Annotated in this window: 17 protein-coding genes; 2 read left to right on the top strand and 15 right to left on the bottom strand. The window is 54.1% G+C overall.

From position 1 onward, the window contains the following. Entirely contained in the window at positions 1 to 696 is a 696-nt protein-coding gene (locus DTA24_RS14840) for a molecular chaperone (RefSeq protein WP_008804915.1), read from the bottom strand. Between the two features lie 77 nt (positions 697 to 773). Beyond that, positions 774 to 1337, bottom strand: a complete 564-nt coding sequence (locus DTA24_RS14835; protein WP_012968240.1) for a fimbrial protein — start codon at positions 1335 to 1337, stop codon at positions 774 to 776. 445 nt (positions 1338 to 1782) lie between these two features. On the opposite strand from DTA24_RS14835, the gene DTA24_RS14830 reads away from it, so the two are divergent. Beyond that, positions 1783 to 2070, top strand: a complete 288-nt coding sequence (locus DTA24_RS14830; RefSeq protein ID WP_008804913.1) for a type 1 fimbrial protein — start codon at positions 1783 to 1785, stop codon at positions 2068 to 2070. A 159-nt stretch (positions 2071 to 2229) separates the two neighbouring features. Here DTA24_RS14830 and DTA24_RS14825 read toward each other — a convergent pair whose 3' ends face one another. From DTA24_RS14825 to DTA24_RS14795, 7 genes are all read right to left on the bottom strand, one after another. Further along, positions 2230 to 2436, bottom strand: coding sequence for a helix-turn-helix domain-containing protein (locus DTA24_RS14825; protein WP_004205917.1), 207 nt, complete (start codon positions 2434 to 2436; stop codon positions 2230 to 2232). A 2-nt stretch (positions 2437 to 2438) separates the two neighbouring features. Continuing rightward, a complete protein-coding gene (locus DTA24_RS14820) occupies positions 2439 to 2972 on the bottom strand; it encodes a DUF2975 domain-containing protein (RefSeq protein ID WP_046619755.1) in 534 nt (177 codons plus the stop codon). 28 nt (positions 2973 to 3000) lie between these two features. Then, on the bottom strand, positions 3001 to 3345 hold the full coding sequence (locus DTA24_RS14815) for a hypothetical protein (RefSeq protein ID WP_022066170.1): 345 nt from the start codon (positions 3343 to 3345) through the stop codon (positions 3001 to 3003). Then, positions 3332 to 4447: a serine hydrolase domain-containing protein gene (locus tag DTA24_RS14810; RefSeq protein WP_064170228.1), complete on the bottom strand. Its 1116-nt coding sequence runs from the start codon at positions 4445 to 4447 to the stop codon at positions 3332 to 3334. The genes DTA24_RS14815 and DTA24_RS14810 overlap by 14 nt, the downstream gene beginning before the upstream one ends. 260 nt (positions 4448 to 4707) lie before the next feature. Beyond that, entirely contained in the window at positions 4708 to 5490 is a 783-nt protein-coding gene (gene map / locus DTA24_RS14805; protein ID WP_008804909.1) for a type I methionyl aminopeptidase, read from the bottom strand. Further along, positions 5471 to 5689 (bottom strand): ParD-like family protein, encoded by a 219-nt coding sequence (locus DTA24_RS14800; protein WP_002904808.1) that lies wholly within the window; start codon positions 5687 to 5689, stop codon positions 5471 to 5473. Before DTA24_RS14800 ends, map begins: the two co-directional genes overlap by 20 nt. 310 nt (positions 5690 to 5999) lie before the next feature. Then, on the bottom strand, positions 6000 to 6248 hold the full coding sequence (locus DTA24_RS14795; RefSeq protein ID WP_008804908.1) for a hypothetical protein: 249 nt from the start codon (positions 6246 to 6248) through the stop codon (positions 6000 to 6002). Positions 6249 to 6544: 296 nt separating this feature from the next. Here DTA24_RS14795 and DTA24_RS14790 point away from each other — a divergent pair, with 296 nt between their 5' ends. Continuing rightward, positions 6545 to 8200 (top strand): putative bifunctional diguanylate cyclase/phosphodiesterase, encoded by a 1656-nt coding sequence (locus tag DTA24_RS14790; protein ID WP_047666564.1) that lies wholly within the window; start codon positions 6545 to 6547, stop codon positions 8198 to 8200. Positions 8201 to 8233: 33 nt separating this feature from the next. Here DTA24_RS14790 and DTA24_RS14785 read toward each other — a convergent pair whose 3' ends face one another. The 6 genes from DTA24_RS14785 to DTA24_RS14760 all read right to left on the bottom strand — a co-directional run bounded on the left by DTA24_RS14785 (position 8234) and on the right by DTA24_RS14760 (position 14121). Then, entirely contained in the window at positions 8234 to 9160 is a 927-nt protein-coding gene (locus DTA24_RS14785) for an alpha/beta hydrolase (protein ID WP_072125995.1), read from the bottom strand. A 189-nt stretch (positions 9161 to 9349) separates the two neighbouring features. Further along, positions 9350 to 9490 (bottom strand): hypothetical protein, encoded by a 141-nt coding sequence (locus tag DTA24_RS28210; RefSeq protein ID WP_012541739.1) that lies wholly within the window; start codon positions 9488 to 9490, stop codon positions 9350 to 9352. 24 nt (positions 9491 to 9514) lie between these two features. After that, on the bottom strand, positions 9515 to 9754 hold the full coding sequence (locus DTA24_RS14780) for a hypothetical protein (protein WP_012541738.1): 240 nt from the start codon (positions 9752 to 9754) through the stop codon (positions 9515 to 9517). A 431-nt stretch (positions 9755 to 10185) separates the two neighbouring features. Beyond that, on the bottom strand, positions 10186 to 10629 hold the full coding sequence (locus tag DTA24_RS14775) for a PTS sugar transporter subunit IIA (RefSeq protein ID WP_008804904.1): 444 nt from the start codon (positions 10627 to 10629) through the stop codon (positions 10186 to 10188). Next, positions 10619 to 12064: a sugar porter family MFS transporter gene (locus tag DTA24_RS14770; protein ID WP_123836915.1), complete on the bottom strand. Its 1446-nt coding sequence runs from the start codon at positions 12062 to 12064 to the stop codon at positions 10619 to 10621. The genes DTA24_RS14775 and DTA24_RS14770 overlap by 11 nt, the downstream gene beginning before the upstream one ends. A 728-nt stretch (positions 12065 to 12792) precedes the next feature. Beyond that, positions 12793 to 14121, bottom strand: a complete 1329-nt coding sequence (locus DTA24_RS14760; RefSeq protein WP_072125992.1) for a 6-phospho-alpha-glucosidase — start codon at positions 14119 to 14121, stop codon at positions 12793 to 12795. Between the last annotated feature and the right edge of the window lie 3 nt (positions 14122 to 14124).

Genomic DNA, 14124 nt, shown 5'->3' with positions numbered 1-14124 from the left:
TTAGTGCGCCGAAACGGGAGCGCTAAACGTCTGCACAGCGCCAAAATCATCCAAAATGCGCCAGCTCACCTGGCGGGTGCAGGCCTCGCCGGGCAGGGCGTACTCTTCACGGCTGTGAGGGGCAATCACGCTGTGCTCAAGCGGTGTTTTCTGGTTCTGGCCCGCGCAGGTGAGCGTGGTGATAGTCACATAATAGGGGGAGGCATTCTCCGCCTGCAGGTGGTTGCCACTGACGTGCCAGCGCAGGTGCTGCGCCGCGTCGAGCGCCGAGCCCGGGAGTCCTGCCGGGCGATAAATGAGCTTAAGTTGATTCTTAATAGCAAATTGCAGAATGTTCTCGCCAGCCGGCGCGGTATTGGCAGGAATCACTTTGATATTCAGGGTGAACAAACTTTCCCGATCGTTTGGCAGTTGCGCCGAGGTTAATAATACGCGCAGATCGTTGCTGTCTCCGGCGTCCAGACGGAACAATGGTGGGGTGACGATAAACGGTGATTTATTATTATCAGCCAGATCGTCTACCCAGCTCTGAATAAGTACCGGATCGTGAGGATTGGTGTTTTTTACCGTGATGTCGGCCTCATGGCTTTGTTCATTATAAATGACACGCGTGCCGGCAATGGCAACCCCGGCAGCAGACGCCAGGAGCGGACAAAAGAGAAGGCTCAGGAAAAAAGCCATTTTATAACACTGCATAATTGAGGATCCGGTCACGAGGAATGAAAATAAGGGCAGGGGATGCTGCCCTCGGTAAAAGCGGCAATCAGCACATTCTATTCATATACAATATCAATATTGGCCGTGGCATTAATATTGCCGGCGGTGACATCCAGGGAGGAATCGCTCTTCAGATCGGCAATAAAATTAAAGGCAATATCACCGTTTTCGTCGGCTTGCGAAACCGCCGTTTTGCTCTGTTTGTCAAAGGTCAACTGAGTGCCTTCCGTTGAGCCGTCAGGGGAAGAGAAGACTTCAATGCCCACCCCTTTGGCGGTATCCGCGGCATCGGAGAGCGCCAGCACGGCGGCGCTGGTGCCGTTAGCATTGGTGTCCGGGGTACCCTCCAGGCTAATGCTGATATTCTGCGCCAGCGGGCAGCCGGTCAGGTTGATGGTAAACGGTGTTTCTGCGGTTTTCGCTTCATGTGATTTCAGCGCCGACATATCGACGTTGCCAAAATCGACATTCACATCGCCACCGTTGTTGGCGATCTGGCACGACTCGTTAATAATTTTACCGGTGAAATTCAGTGTGCCCGCCGCGCGGGCGGGGGTCACAGTAGCCAGACTGAAGGCCAGCAGTGAACCCACAACCAGCAGGGTGCCTTTTTCTTTCATACTCAAACCTTATTAAATAATCACAAGTTAATTAAATCGTTTAACATTTTTAATGCATGTTTTTTATTTCTGTTCACAAAAAACGGTAAGCATCACTAATGTATACTGCCGTCGGGGGCGGGATTATACGGAGAACGTCGTAAAGGCCCATGGATAAGGTGTGTTAAGCTGTAACAATCTTTATTTTTTGGTGTAAGTATAATCTCATTTAATATTGTAATTGGGTTCTATATACAGAATGTATTATTTCCCGGGGACGCCTGTTTTGGCAAAGTTCTGGCAAAAAGTTGCTGTTATTCCCGGCAGTTGACCGGAGAGGGCAGAATAATCGTTTACGCTGCCGCTATTTTGCCGTAGCGTGAAGATCGCGGCAGGAAGCCGCAGGTTGGATGGCACAGAACGATTCTGTGCCGCGCAGTGTCACTCGCTATCAAGGAAGATTGCTATGTCTCCGCTCCGTCTCGCTCTAATATGTCTGTGTCTGGCACCGCTGGCGTCGTCTGCTGCGCTCTCCGGTCAGGTTCATTTTTCGGGACGTGTCATCAATCCGGCCTGTCTTATCGCGCCGCAGCGCAATCGTATCGATGTTTCGTGCCAGCACCGTTCACCGGAACAGGTCGCCTTGACAGACAACCCCCCTCGCTATGCCATGCCGGATGATCGCGGTGAGGTCAGTCTCCACTGGCGAAATGCACAGCACAGTGAAGCGGATGTCATTATTCGCTATCGCTAAGGTAAGAAAAACGCGGTGAAGGGTAAGCGGATGCAGGACGTAAAGGGTAACGCGGTGGGCGGTTTCAGCGCGCGTCAGCAGTGACTACTGGGGTGACGCGCACGTAGAGTACATTTCATGAAAACAATCCTTGCCGTCGTCCGACAGCAGAGTATCGCCTCAGTCGGGTTCCCAGGCGAGGATATCACCGGGCTGACATTCCAGCGCCTCGCAGATGCGGGACAGGGTATCAAAACGGATTCCTTTGACTTTTCCCGACTTGAGCAGCGACAGGTTCTGTTCGGTAATGCCTACAAAGGCCGCCAGCGCCCTGGACGTCATCTTTTTTTCCACCAGCAGTTTGTCCAGATTCACCACCACAGCCATCGTTAAATAAACTCCTTATTCTCTTCTTCAGCACGGATCCCGTGGAGCATGGCGTGAAATGTCACAAACAGCAAGCTTCCTGTCAGAAGCAGCCCCCCGTCGCTGAGCAGAAACACCACCTGATAATAAGGCTGCGGCCACCAGGCGAGCAGCGGGATCAGAAAGCGGCACACCGGCAACAGGATCCCCATGCCCACCATGGCCAGAGCGATGTAACGAACGCTGTGCGCCAGGGAGAGGCTGAGCACGCTGCGCTGGCGGACGCTACGGGTTACCTTCATGCCCTGCCAGATAGCGAACGCGAACAGCCCGGCCGGAAGATACAGCAGGGCCAGCAGCAGCAAACGTCTCGCCATCCCCGGCGCCTGGGCCGGGTTGTCGGTTAACGGCACTTCAGCAAAGTGCAGCAGGGTGGAAAGAAAATATCGTTCGCCGGTAAAGAAAATCCACAGCGGCACGATCAGGGCGAGCATAAAAAAGAGGGGCAGTATGCCGCTAATAATAGCCAGACTCAGCCGGGTTCTGGATTGCTTCACAATTTACCTTCCTGATTGATGAGAATAATTAAAGCACCAGCCGCGCCAAGCATGACATAAGGGCCACGGCGAAGACAACGCTCATCGCCCGGACGCCGCGACGACGGCTGGCAAACCACGGACAGGTCCAGACGCGGTAGAGGCTGAGGGTGATGAACGACGCCTGGATGGTCCAGGTCAGCATCCGAAACAGGTAGCCCATTTTGCCGAGATTCTGCAGGGTCTGGAAAACCTCGGCGAGATAAATAACCCCGGTCGCCAGCAAAACATAATTGAGCAGGCGTATTTTTCGCTGCGCCAGCCAGTCGCCGGAAATAAACAGGATCACCGACAACAGCGTTAACAGCGCCCAGAGGATGTCAATTCCGTTCATTACGCGCCTCCTGTTCATCAGGGGTGGCAGCCAGTAAGAGCTTGATGGCAGGTCCGATCACCGGCCAGGCGGTATCGGAGAGGATCACTACCGCGGTCTGTCGCTGTCGGTCGAAGGCCATCATTGCCGCAAAGCCGCCACTCTGCCCGTCATGCCAGACGATCTCCCGTCCGCGGACGCGGGTAGTGAACCAGGCATAACCCACCCGGGAATCGGGATCATCGGTGGCGAACAGGGAGTGCATGCCTTCACTGCCCGCCAGGTTTCCTGCCAGCAGCGCCTGGGCATATTTCGCCATATCGACAATCGTGGCGCGGACGCCGCCGGCGGGGGCGAAGGCGTCCATCACCCATGGCTGCTGAGGGAAACCAGAGGCTGACCAGCCCATGGTAAACGTCGGCGAGGCTGGAGTATTGTGCCGGGCCACTTCCGCGCCCTGCATTCCGGTGGGGGCAAAGACCCGTTGCGCCATCAGTGTGGCAAAATCGCGATGGGACGCCCGCTCCAGCGCCAGTCCGAGCAGGGCAAACCCGGCGTTGGAATAATCAAACCATTTCGTCGGCTGCAGGGTGGCCTGGTTCATCATCGCGATCAGCGCGGGTCGATCGTAGCGCCAGGGATTCTGCCGCCGGGCAATATCGCTCAGAATAGCCAGCCGCTGCCCAACCGACGCGGTGAGAGGTGGCAGTCCTGAACGGTGAGAAACCAGTTGCTCCAGGGTAACATCCCGCACCGGGCTGACAATCTCCGGGACCAGCGCCGACACCGGCGTCTGCGCGGTGACTTCGCCGCGGCGAATAGCCTCCAGCAGCAGGCTGGCGGTCATGGTTTTGCTCAGGCTGGCGATCTCATACTGTGTCGTATACTCGCTCCCCCACAGACCGTAGCGCACCCCCTGAGGCGTAATCAGCGCTGCGGCGACCTGTCCGCGGGCGCCATTAAGCAGGGGCGTTAATATCGAGACCAGCTGTTTATCCCCCGTCGTCCGGGAGCTGGGGGGATGAAAGCCGGGCTGCAGGGCGATCCCCGCCGCCACGATGACGGTAAAAACCAGCACGGCGGCAATGATCTGTCTGTCCCGGCGATAGCGGTTCCAGCGCATGTTTTCTCCTTAACGCGGTACGACATCCAGGTGAGGGAATACCGTTTCTCCCTGGTGTTAAAGTGAGCGCAGGTTAGCCTGGTGTTTATCGTTTTACAATAAATTTTTATCGTTTTATGATTAACTTTATGAGGAGTAAAGCAGACACTCCCGGCGCGGTGTGGAGAACGCGGGGGGCAATAGAGGCCAGGGAATAAAGTGCGCTGACGAAGAGAGGTACTCGCCAGCGAGAAATGTCGGCTATGCCGGGAGAAGAAAACTTAGCGGATCCGCGACTGCTCGTCGTCGCGTAGCGTCAGCACCTCAAATCCGTTGGCGGTGACGGCCACGGTGTGCTCCCATTGCGCGGAGAGTTTTTTATCGCGGGTGACGACCGTCCAGCCATCTTTTTTGGTTTTGATGCGGCTGTCGCCCTGGTTCACCATCGGCTCAATGGTGAACACCATTCCTTCGCGCAACACGGCGCCTTCCCCGGGGCGGCCGTAATGCAGCACCTGCGGTTCCTCATGCATTTCCTGGCCGACGCCGTGACCGCAATATTCTCTGACCACGCTGTAGCCATGGTCCTCGACCCAGCGCTGAATAGCGTGGCCAATATCGCCCAGCGTCGCGCCAGGTTTCACCACCTCAATGCCTTTCCACATCGCTTCATAGGTGGTCTTTACCAGCCGGCGGGCCAGCGGGGAGACGTCGCCTATCAGGTACATCTTGCTGGAGTCGGCAATCATGCCCGCTTTCTCCAGGGTGATATCGACGTTAACAATCATCCCGGCGCGCAGATGTTCGGTCGCTTTGGGGATCCCGTGGCACACCACATCGTTAATGGAGGTGTTCAACACATAGGGAAAATCGTATTGCCCCTTGCTGGCCGGGCGGGCATGCAGTTGGTTGACGATAAAATCTTCCACTCGATCGTTAATCGCCATCGTCGTTACGCCGGGAACGATAAAGGTATCCAGCATATCAAACACCGACGCCAGCAGCTGGCCGGCATGGCGCTGACGTGCGAGTTCATCGGCGGTTTTAATGATTATTGATGGCATTGATTACCTCCAGCAGACGGTCAGAGCCGGATTTCAGCATCAGCAGTTTGATCTGCTGGTGGTTAAGCTCGGGGTAGAGCTCGCTCATCATGCCCAGACGGATCCAGTATTCCGCCTGGGCATTGACGGAGCGGGACATAGCTTTGCTGGCATCACGAATATCATCGTGCAATAGATCGGAGATTTTGACGATTCCCATAGAGACAGTCCATATATGATTCGTATATGCATCGTATACAGACCGGCACGGGATGTCATGGGCATTTTGTGTCGTGACCGGGGGGGAGGCGAGAGGCCCACGCAAAAAAGCCCGACCAGCGGGCTTATTTTCAGCATTTTTTTCGGGTTAATCATTCGCGCCATTCACCATGGCGAAAATACCCATTAGATTATCGGTATGCAGAATGAAAATAACATGACGGCGGCGAAGCGCGGCGCATCAATATATTTAATGCAGGTGTTAATTTTGCGTATGAATATTCTCCCGTCAGGCCGGGAATCCGGGGGAGTTACAGCGCGTCAGTGAGTTTATCCACCACCACTTTACCCGCATTATCGAACTGCGTAATGCGAAAGCTGTCGCTCCAGGAGCGGCGGGTGGTGAAACGGTCGAACAGGGATACCCGACCTTTACGCTGACCATCTTTACTCAAAATAACCCATTCAGTCACCGCAGAATAATGCTGGCTATTGTCATGACGGCTCTGTTGTTCAACAAGCTGGTCTTCTTTTTCCACTTTTAAATAATCACGCAACATATTTAACCTCCATAGAAAGTATTATTAACATTACTCCTTTTATTTATTCTTTCAATCAAACTTTTTAATCAATAAAAGTAACTATTAGTGGGCGACCTAAGTGCAAAAATCGTCAGATTGTCATTACCCGGCGCAGTGGATTCCACTACGCTTAACAGAGCTGTCTGGCGCGCTATCTGCGGTTGCCAGGGCCAGAAAGGCGGCAACAAAACGTCTTAACCTTGTATTCATCATGGGCGTTGTTCTGCTATATCTAGTGCGTTTTGCCACGACCGAGCCACAGAGAGCGCTGTACCATGAGTAACGATCACCTGACGGATATCGCCTATCGTCACTTTATTGAAAGTGTTAAAGATTATGCCATATACATGCTGAGCACTGACGGTATGGTCATCAGCTGGAACGAAGGTGCCCGCCGGGCAAAAGGGTACCTGAGCGACGAGATCATCGGTTGCTACTTCGGTCTCTTCTATAGCGAAGCTGAGCAACTCTCCGGTGTACCGGCGAAAAACCTGGAAATCGCCCTGCGTAGCGGGCAGTTCGAAGGGGAAGGCTGGCGTTACCGCAAAGACGGCTCCCGATTCTGGGCGCATGTCATGATCGATACCATCCGCGATGAGCAGAACACCCTGCTGGGTTTTGCCAAAATCACTCGTGACATCAGTGAACAAAAAGCGATTAATGACCGCATCGCATGGATGGCGCGCTACGATGCGCTGACTGGTTTACCTAACCGGGTGGAGTTCTTTGAGCGGGTGGAAAAGCTGATCACCGGTAATGATGCCCGCCGCTTTGCCATTTTCACCATCGATTTAGACAAGTTTAAAGAGATTAATGACCTGCAGGGCCATCTGATTGGTGACCAGCTGCTGCAGCGTGTGGCAGGCGCCGTGCTGAAAACGCTGCAGAAGGAGGAGATGGTCGCGCGCTTTGGCGGCGATGAGTTTGTGGCCGTTAAACCTTTTGCCGATGAGGGTGAAGTGGATGCCTTTGCTGCGCGCCTCTGGCACTGCTTCAGCGGTAAGCAGACGTTTGCCGCGACGGAAGTGGTTCTCTCCGCCAGCATTGGCATCTCGGTCTACCCGGAGGACGGTACGGATATTAACACGGTACTGAGCAATTCCGATCTGGCCATGTATCGGGCAAAGAGCAGTCTCGACCACAAGATTTGCTGGTACGAACGTGAAATGGATGACAAGACGCGGCAGCGCAATATGATGGCCGCCGACATCCGGCGCGGTATTCACGCAGGAGAATTTTCGCTCCACTATCAGGCTATCCGCAACATCAAAGATCGCCGGATCACCGGTTACGAGGCGCTGCTGCGCTGGCAGCATCCGCAGCTGGGGCCGATCCCGCCTGACGTGTTTATTCCCATCGCCGAAGAGAGCGGCGCCATCGTGCCCTTAGGTTACTGGGTGCTCGAGCAGGTGTGTAACGAATCGCTGGAAAAGGGTCTCAACAGAAAAGTTTCGGTCAATATCTCGCCGGTGCAGTTGCGTCACCGCAGCTTTATTGAAAAAGTCCGCGAGATCCTGATGCGTACCGCCTATCCGGTCAGCCTGCTCGAGTTTGAAGTGACGGAGACGGCGTTCATCATCAATAAGCAGCTGGCCTTTAGCGTCCTGCATCATCTGCAAAAAATGGGGATCAGCATCGCACTCGATGACTTCGGTACCGGCTACTCCTCCCTGAGCATGCTGCGCGATTTTCATTTCGACGTGATTAAACTCGACCGCAGTTTTATGCTTGATGTGGAGAGTAATCCCCAGGTCCGCTCATTCGTGCGGGCCATCATTTCGCTAGGAAATTCAATTAATACACCGCTTATCGCCGAGGGGGTGGAAACCGCCGGGCAACTGCAGATCCTCGAAGAGGAGGGGTGTGACGAGATGCAAGGCTTTCTGTTCGGCGAGCCGGTGGATATTAAACACCTGCCTCCGTCGTCCTGATACGCCCACCGGCTGCGGGTGGGCGCTGCGTCATTACTGATGCGCCAGCGGAGCCTGCCCGGAAAGATGCAGCAGAGCCGACTGCAGCGAGACGTCAAACATCTGACCGTGCGTCATACCAGGGTAGCGCCAGAAAGCCACCGTCAGGCCTTTGTCGGCCAGCTGCTGCTGAGTGTGTCGCAACAGACTCAGGGAGGCCACGTGGCCGGTGGGTTCCCGGGCAGCTTTGCCATCACCTTCCAGCAGATACAGCGATTTCCCGATGAAGGCGGTGGCGCTTAAAGCTTCGCTGCCCTTCAGCGGAGATTCCTGCGCCTGGCCCAGCGACGGGCTGGCCGAATAATAGAGGTGAAACAGCGAGGTCTTCCGCCACGCGTCGAGCACAAACAGCCCGCCGTAGGAGTGGCCCCAGATCGCGCGCTGGTGGGGATCTATTTTCAGGTTAGCTTCCGTTTGCGGCACCATTGTTTCGGTCAGCAACTGACGAAACAGGTCATTACCTCCGGTTTTTCGCGGCGGCAGCGCGGGTTTCCCGACTTGCGGTTTGAAGGCCTTTAGCGGAGGAGTGTAATCCCAGGCCCGGGCGGCGGTATCGAAGGGCAGCGTTGTCTGGTAACCGATAGCGACGATCACCGGCGGGGAGCCGGCGGAGAGCTGCTGCAGAAGGGCGTCGTTAAGCTTATCCATCACCGCGTTACCATCCAGCATATACAGCACAGGATAGCCGGCGGCGGGCGGGGCTTTGTCCGGCACGGCAGTCCACACCCGGTAGTGGCGTTCGCCATCGGCGGAGTCATACTGACGTTGCGTAAAATGATAGTACGCTGACCCTTTATCGGCGATGTTTGGCCCCAGCGGCTGAAGATCCGGTCGGGCGGTGCTACCGCTACTGTAGAAGAGCACGCCAACCGCCAGCGTCAGCAGCCCGCGCGCCCGGATGCTCCTTGAATTCCGCTTCACCTTGTCTAACCCCCTGTATTCTTTGAGCTGTCATTTTGTTGGGCTGACACGGTAACACAGCTTGTTTGATAATGGTTCTCATTTCTTTTGTGCGCTTTGGATCTGCGTGGGATACCGGACGGGGCTGGTGGGGGGGCGAAGCGAAAACGCAGGATACATGGCCGCCTGTCGGCGGCCATCAGGACACGGTCAGGGATCGCCGTTGATGCTACGCAACAGCCTTTTTACCAGCGGGATGAGCGCAATAAGCACCAGCGCAATAACCACGATCAGTAACAGCGTCAGCCCTTTATGATGACTGATAAGCACCCACAGCATCGCCAGCGTCATGAGATGATCCTTGCATTAACAGCGTTAACCACCGCCAAGGTGAATGAAATTTAACAGAATGGTGATGACCACCCAGGCCAGCAGCATAAAGCGTCGTTTATCGCGTCGAGCTTCCAGCGCAGCGAAATAATTAGCGCTGTACCAGGTTGATATAATAATAGCCAGCGTGATGATGACCTGCCAGACCACTTCGCTAAAGCCCGTCACGATGCTTATCGCGCGAAAGCAAAGCACAATCGCGATGCCGTTAAGCGCGTTACACATCAACCATCCCCACAGGCTTGAGGGACGGCTAAAGAAATATCCAAGTCGTAAAACCAATGTCGTATACACCTTGCCAAAATAATCGCGCTGTAAAATGCAGTTTAATGCCCGACGAGGTATTGATATAAATCAAAATTAATGGAATAGCGCAGTAATCACTGGCATGCAGCGATCGCAGCATGGCAATGGAAAGGCGTAGAGAATGGTGGGTAAAAAAACGAAATCACTTGTTTTTATAGGTGTTTTTTAAAATTTATTGTGGCAGTGAAATATTCTCCATGGCCCATTTAACAATATGACGGTAATTTCCATTGTTATTATTTTATGTGGCTCTATCACCAGCTAAATTAAAACCTATTCACTATTCACCGCTGGCCGCTTGCGGGAGTGGTCTGAAACAGCCGGAGCCAAGGCTCCGGCTGGCGTCATACCTAATGAGGCAAGGCATTATGTTGCAGAATTTTCAGGAAGTCATTTTTGTCTGAAATTAATGACAGCGCGTTAGCGATCAGTTCATCGCTAAATATCGAGGCAATTTCTTTGAGCACATCAATATGCTCTTTTTCTTTCGCGATGACGCCGATGGCAATAAACATCACGTTGCTGCGATCCCAGATAACGCCATCAGGGAACTGAAAGATCTCAATGCCGGTTTTGAGAATGATATCCGTCGCGGATTTCGGCAAATGTGGCAAGGTGATGCCATTCCCCAAAAAAGTGGAAACCTGATGTTCACGCTCCAGCAGAAAGTGAACGCACTCCTGATTCACATATCCTTTGGCTTTACACTCCGCGCCAATCATAGCGATCACTTCCGCTTTATTACTGGCCTTGCAGCCGATATGCAGATTATCCAGCGTGATGTTATCGATCATAGCCAACCTCCCTGGTGAGACGCGTAGATTTTTTACCCTCATGATTCGCTGACAGCTCTTCTTCTAACTGCTCGAGCGATTTATTGGAGGTCTCCGGTAGGGCGAAGACCACGAACAGAATCGCTAAGTAGTTGATGGCTGCGAAGATGAAGAAGACCGGCCCAAGGCCCAGTTTCGCCTGCAGCAGCGGGAACAGGTAGCTGACCACCGCGTTCATGATCCACATGAAAAATACCGAGATCCCCATCGACAGCCCGCGGAATTTCAACGGGAACAGCTCAGCTAATACCACCCAGGTAATAAAGCCCATGGAACCCTGCATCACACCGACGAACAGCGCGCCCAGCAGCCAGATGGCGGTGGCTTTCAGATCGCCCACCATGGTGTAATCGACAGCGGCGATAATCAGGTGCAGCGTGGCCATAATGGCAAAGCCGTAGATAATGATCGTCTTACGTTTGAAACGGTCGACAAGGAACAGCACGCCAATCAGCATACCGCCGACGGAGAAGACACCGTTCAGCACGTTACAGATCAGCGAGGTACGTTCTGAGAAGCCGGCGGCACTCAGAATTTCCGTGCCGTAGTACATAATGACGTTAACCCCAGTAGTTTGCTGCAACGCGGCCCAGGTAATACCGACCAGCAAAATTTTGAGGATCCATGGCGTTTTGAGGATAGTCGTGAAGGTGCCCTGAGCGCTGTACTTATTGCCGGCTTCAATTTTGATCAGGGTGGAGATGTCGTCATACTCCTTCTGCGCGCGTTCCGCCGGGCGGATCTGTTTGAGAATATGCAGCGCTTCCTCGTGGCGATTTTTGCTGAGCAGCCAGCGCGGGCTTTCCGGCGCGCGCCACATGCCAACAAACAGGCAGACAGCGGGAATGGCCTGTACCAGCAGCATATAGCGCCAGACGTCCGGCAGATGGCCCCAGATGATGCCAATGATCGCGTTGATGGCAAACGCCGCCAACTGGCCAATGACGATGGCGACTTCATTCAGGCCGGTCAGCTTACCGCGCATCTCGGTAGGCGCCACTTCCGAAATAAAAGTGGGGGCAGTGACCGACGCGCCGCCGACGGCGTAGCCCAGCAGGGCGCGGGCAATCAGCAGGGTGGTGATATCGGGAGCTGCGGCGGAAAGCAGGGCGCCGATAAGAAAAATAAAAGAGAGGAAGAGTAAATATTTGCGCCGGCCGAAGAAGTCGGCAAACTTGCCGCCAAACACGCTGCCCAGCGCGGCGCCGATCAGCAGGACGCTCATCACCAGCCCTTCGGTAGTCGGGGTCAGCGCCATGTACTGCTTCAGTGAGGAAAAAGCGCCGTTGATAACGCCGGTGTCGTAACCGAAAAGCAGGCCGCCGAAGGTGGCCACTAAGGTGATCTGATGAAGTCGTTTTCTCTGTTGCTGGTTCAGGTTTGTTATAAATGACATGGTAGTCCCTTTATTTTGTTGAACGACACAAGATAAAAATACATCTCCCCAGTCAGGATTTATCACGCCTGTGCTGTCGTATCTAACTGAATTAAATGATTTTCTTCTTTGTGTAATTGCTCAGCACAAGGCAGGGTACGCTAAGCAATGGCGGTCAAAGAGGTTTACGGCTTGGTGTTGATATGGATGTAGTCGATATCCGTTCTCCTTTTCGGGTTAGCGGTCTTCAGTGCGTCGGCAGCGCCGACGTCTGCCGGTGGACAGCGCCCTGGTGTGGCACGTTGCTGTCGTTGCGGCGATTTATCGTGATAAGAATATGGCACAAAGAAATGGAATGAGCATGCTACAAGATCACATTATGAAAATTTAATTTCAAATTGGTGTTGCAGAATGGTAAATGCATGAAGCCAATCACAAAGGATGGAGGGAGCATATCCCCATGAAAACCAGGTTAAATTTACAGACCGGTAATAATGATGTTGTTTTCAGTAGGTTAATGTAAATCAAAGAATACAACGCAGATCACATTTTTACGCCATAATATCCTGGAATAGAATTTATATTTCATTACTGTGATCAGGGTAAACGAGGATGGCGGCCTTCTGGCAACGGTCTGGAGGGGAAGAAAGCCCGTGGGGAAGGTTATAGGATGAATGTCTGGCCGGCGGGAACGCTGGGTAAAAATGCAGAGAAGGGGGATCCTCTGCATTTTACCCATCACGAAAAGATCAGTGCAGTGCGGGCCAGTAGCCTTCGTTGGCGACGATCAGTTCATCGAGGATGGCTTTCGCCACCGCGGCGCTGGGCACCGTTTTCGATAGCGTGATGGCCTGCCACAGTTTCTGGTAACTACCCTCAACCCAGGCGTCAACCACCAGCTTTTCGACCGCCACCTGCTGCTCCATCAACCCTTTCTGGAACGACGGGATTTTCCCCATCGCCAGCGGCTCCGGGCCATTGACGCCCACCAGGCAGGGGACTTCCACCATCGCCGTCTCATCAAAGTTGGCGATCGCCCCGTTGTTCTCAACGATCAACAGCATCCGCTCCTGGGTGTTAAAAGCGATGGCGCAGGCGAGGTCGACGATAAAGGTGGCATGGGCCCCGGCATGAAAATGCGCGCCTTCCGCCGTGCCCCGACGGGTAATCTCCCGGGCCATATCGAAGACCTCTTTTTCACGTCCGGCCATCACCTCGTTCGCCCGCGTAAAGTCTGGATCGGCGTGCGCCACCTCATAGTCAGGATAGAGGTAGTATTTCAGATAGGTGTTAGGCAGCGTCGACGGATCGAGGGCAAACACATCCTTCACCTTTTTAAAGGTTTCGATCCAGCTTGGCGCTTTATGCTGAAAATCTTCTTTTGGACTGCTGTATCCCTGTTCCGCCACGTGACGCTTCAGCGCCGGCATCAGATCGTTACCGGCTTTATCGGTGATACGGGTCCACCAGCCGAAATGGTTCAGGCCATAGTAGCGGACGTTCAGCGACTTGCGCGACGGCAGGCCGAGGATGTCGGCAAACAGCCCCTCGATAGCCACCGGCATATCGCAGATGTTGATGATGCGCGCGTCGGGTCGCAGGCGACGGGTGGCTTCCGCGACGATGGCCGCCGGATTGGAATAGTTGAGCATCCAGGCGTTCGGAGCGTATTGCTGCATATAATCGACCAGCTCCAGCACCCCGGCAATGGAGCGCATGCCGTAGGCAATCCCACCCGGACCGCAGGTCTCCTGTCCCGGCACGCCATATTTTAACGGGATCTTTTCATCCTTTTCCCGCATTTCATACAGACCGACGCGAATATGCGCCATCACAAAATCGACGTCAGTGAAGGCCGCCTGCGGATCGGTGGTATAGCTGAACTTCACCTGCGGGAAGCGTTCTGCCACCAGAATAGCGCAGGCGTCGCCGATCGTTTTCTGACGCTGGCGATGGTTGTCGTACAGACGGATCTCCCGCAGGGGAAAGCGCGACATATTTTCCAGCAACATCATCACAATCCCAGGGGTATAAGTACTGCCGCCGCCGGCAATCGTGACCACAAAGTTATCTTTCATTTA

Origin of the sequence: Klebsiella sp. P1CD1, from assembly GCF_003790505.1 — a bacterium.
Classification (GTDB): domain Bacteria; phylum Pseudomonadota; class Gammaproteobacteria; order Enterobacterales; family Enterobacteriaceae; genus Klebsiella; species Klebsiella variicola.
The sequence above is the reverse complement of the archived record's forward strand: the minus strand, read 5'-3'. Positions and strand labels throughout refer to the sequence as shown.

Bases quoted from the DNA above. Each gene is read 5' to 3' on its own strand.
- DTA24_RS14840 (WP_008804915.1), bottom strand. From the start codon at position 696: ATGCAGTGTTATAAAATGGCTTTTTTCCTGAGCCTTCTCTTTTGTCCG.
- DTA24_RS14835 (WP_012968240.1), bottom strand. From the start codon at position 1,337: ATGAAAGAAAAAGGCACCCTGCTGGTTGTGGGTTCACTGCTGGCCTTC.
- DTA24_RS14830 (WP_008804913.1), top strand. From the start codon at position 1,783: ATGTCTCCGCTCCGTCTCGCTCTAATATGTCTGTGTCTGGCACCGCTG.
- DTA24_RS14825 (WP_004205917.1), bottom strand. From the start codon at position 2,436: ATGGCTGTGGTGGTGAATCTGGACAAACTGCTGGTGGAAAAAAAGATG.
- DTA24_RS14815 (WP_022066170.1), bottom strand. From the start codon at position 3,345: ATGAACGGAATTGACATCCTCTGGGCGCTGTTAACGCTGTTGTCGGTG.
- DTA24_RS14810 (WP_064170228.1), bottom strand. From the start codon at position 4,447: ATGCGCTGGAACCGCTATCGCCGGGACAGACAGATCATTGCCGCCGTG.
- map (WP_008804909.1), bottom strand. From the start codon at position 5,490: ATGCCATCAATAATCATTAAAACCGCCGATGAACTCGCACGTCAGCGC.
- DTA24_RS14800 (WP_002904808.1), bottom strand. From the start codon at position 5,689: ATGGGAATCGTCAAAATCTCCGATCTATTGCACGATGATATTCGTGAT.
- DTA24_RS14795 (WP_008804908.1), bottom strand. From the start codon at position 6,248: ATGTTGCGTGATTATTTAAAAGTGGAAAAAGAAGACCAGCTTGTTGAA.
- DTA24_RS14790 (WP_047666564.1), top strand. From the start codon at position 6,545: ATGAGTAACGATCACCTGACGGATATCGCCTATCGTCACTTTATTGAA.
- DTA24_RS28210 (WP_012541739.1), bottom strand. From the start codon at position 9,490: ATGACGCTGGCGATGCTGTGGGTGCTTATCAGTCATCATAAAGGGCTG.
- DTA24_RS14780 (WP_012541738.1), bottom strand. From the start codon at position 9,754: ATGTGTAACGCGCTTAACGGCATCGCGATTGTGCTTTGCTTTCGCGCG.
- DTA24_RS14775 (WP_008804904.1), bottom strand. From the start codon at position 10,629: ATGATCGATAACATCACGCTGGATAATCTGCATATCGGCTGCAAGGCC.
- DTA24_RS14770 (WP_123836915.1), bottom strand. From the start codon at position 12,064: ATGTCATTTATAACAAACCTGAACCAGCAACAGAGAAAACGACTTCAT.
- DTA24_RS14760 (WP_072125992.1), bottom strand. From the start codon at position 14,121: ATGAAAGATAACTTTGTGGTCACGATTGCCGGCGGCGGCAGTACTTAT.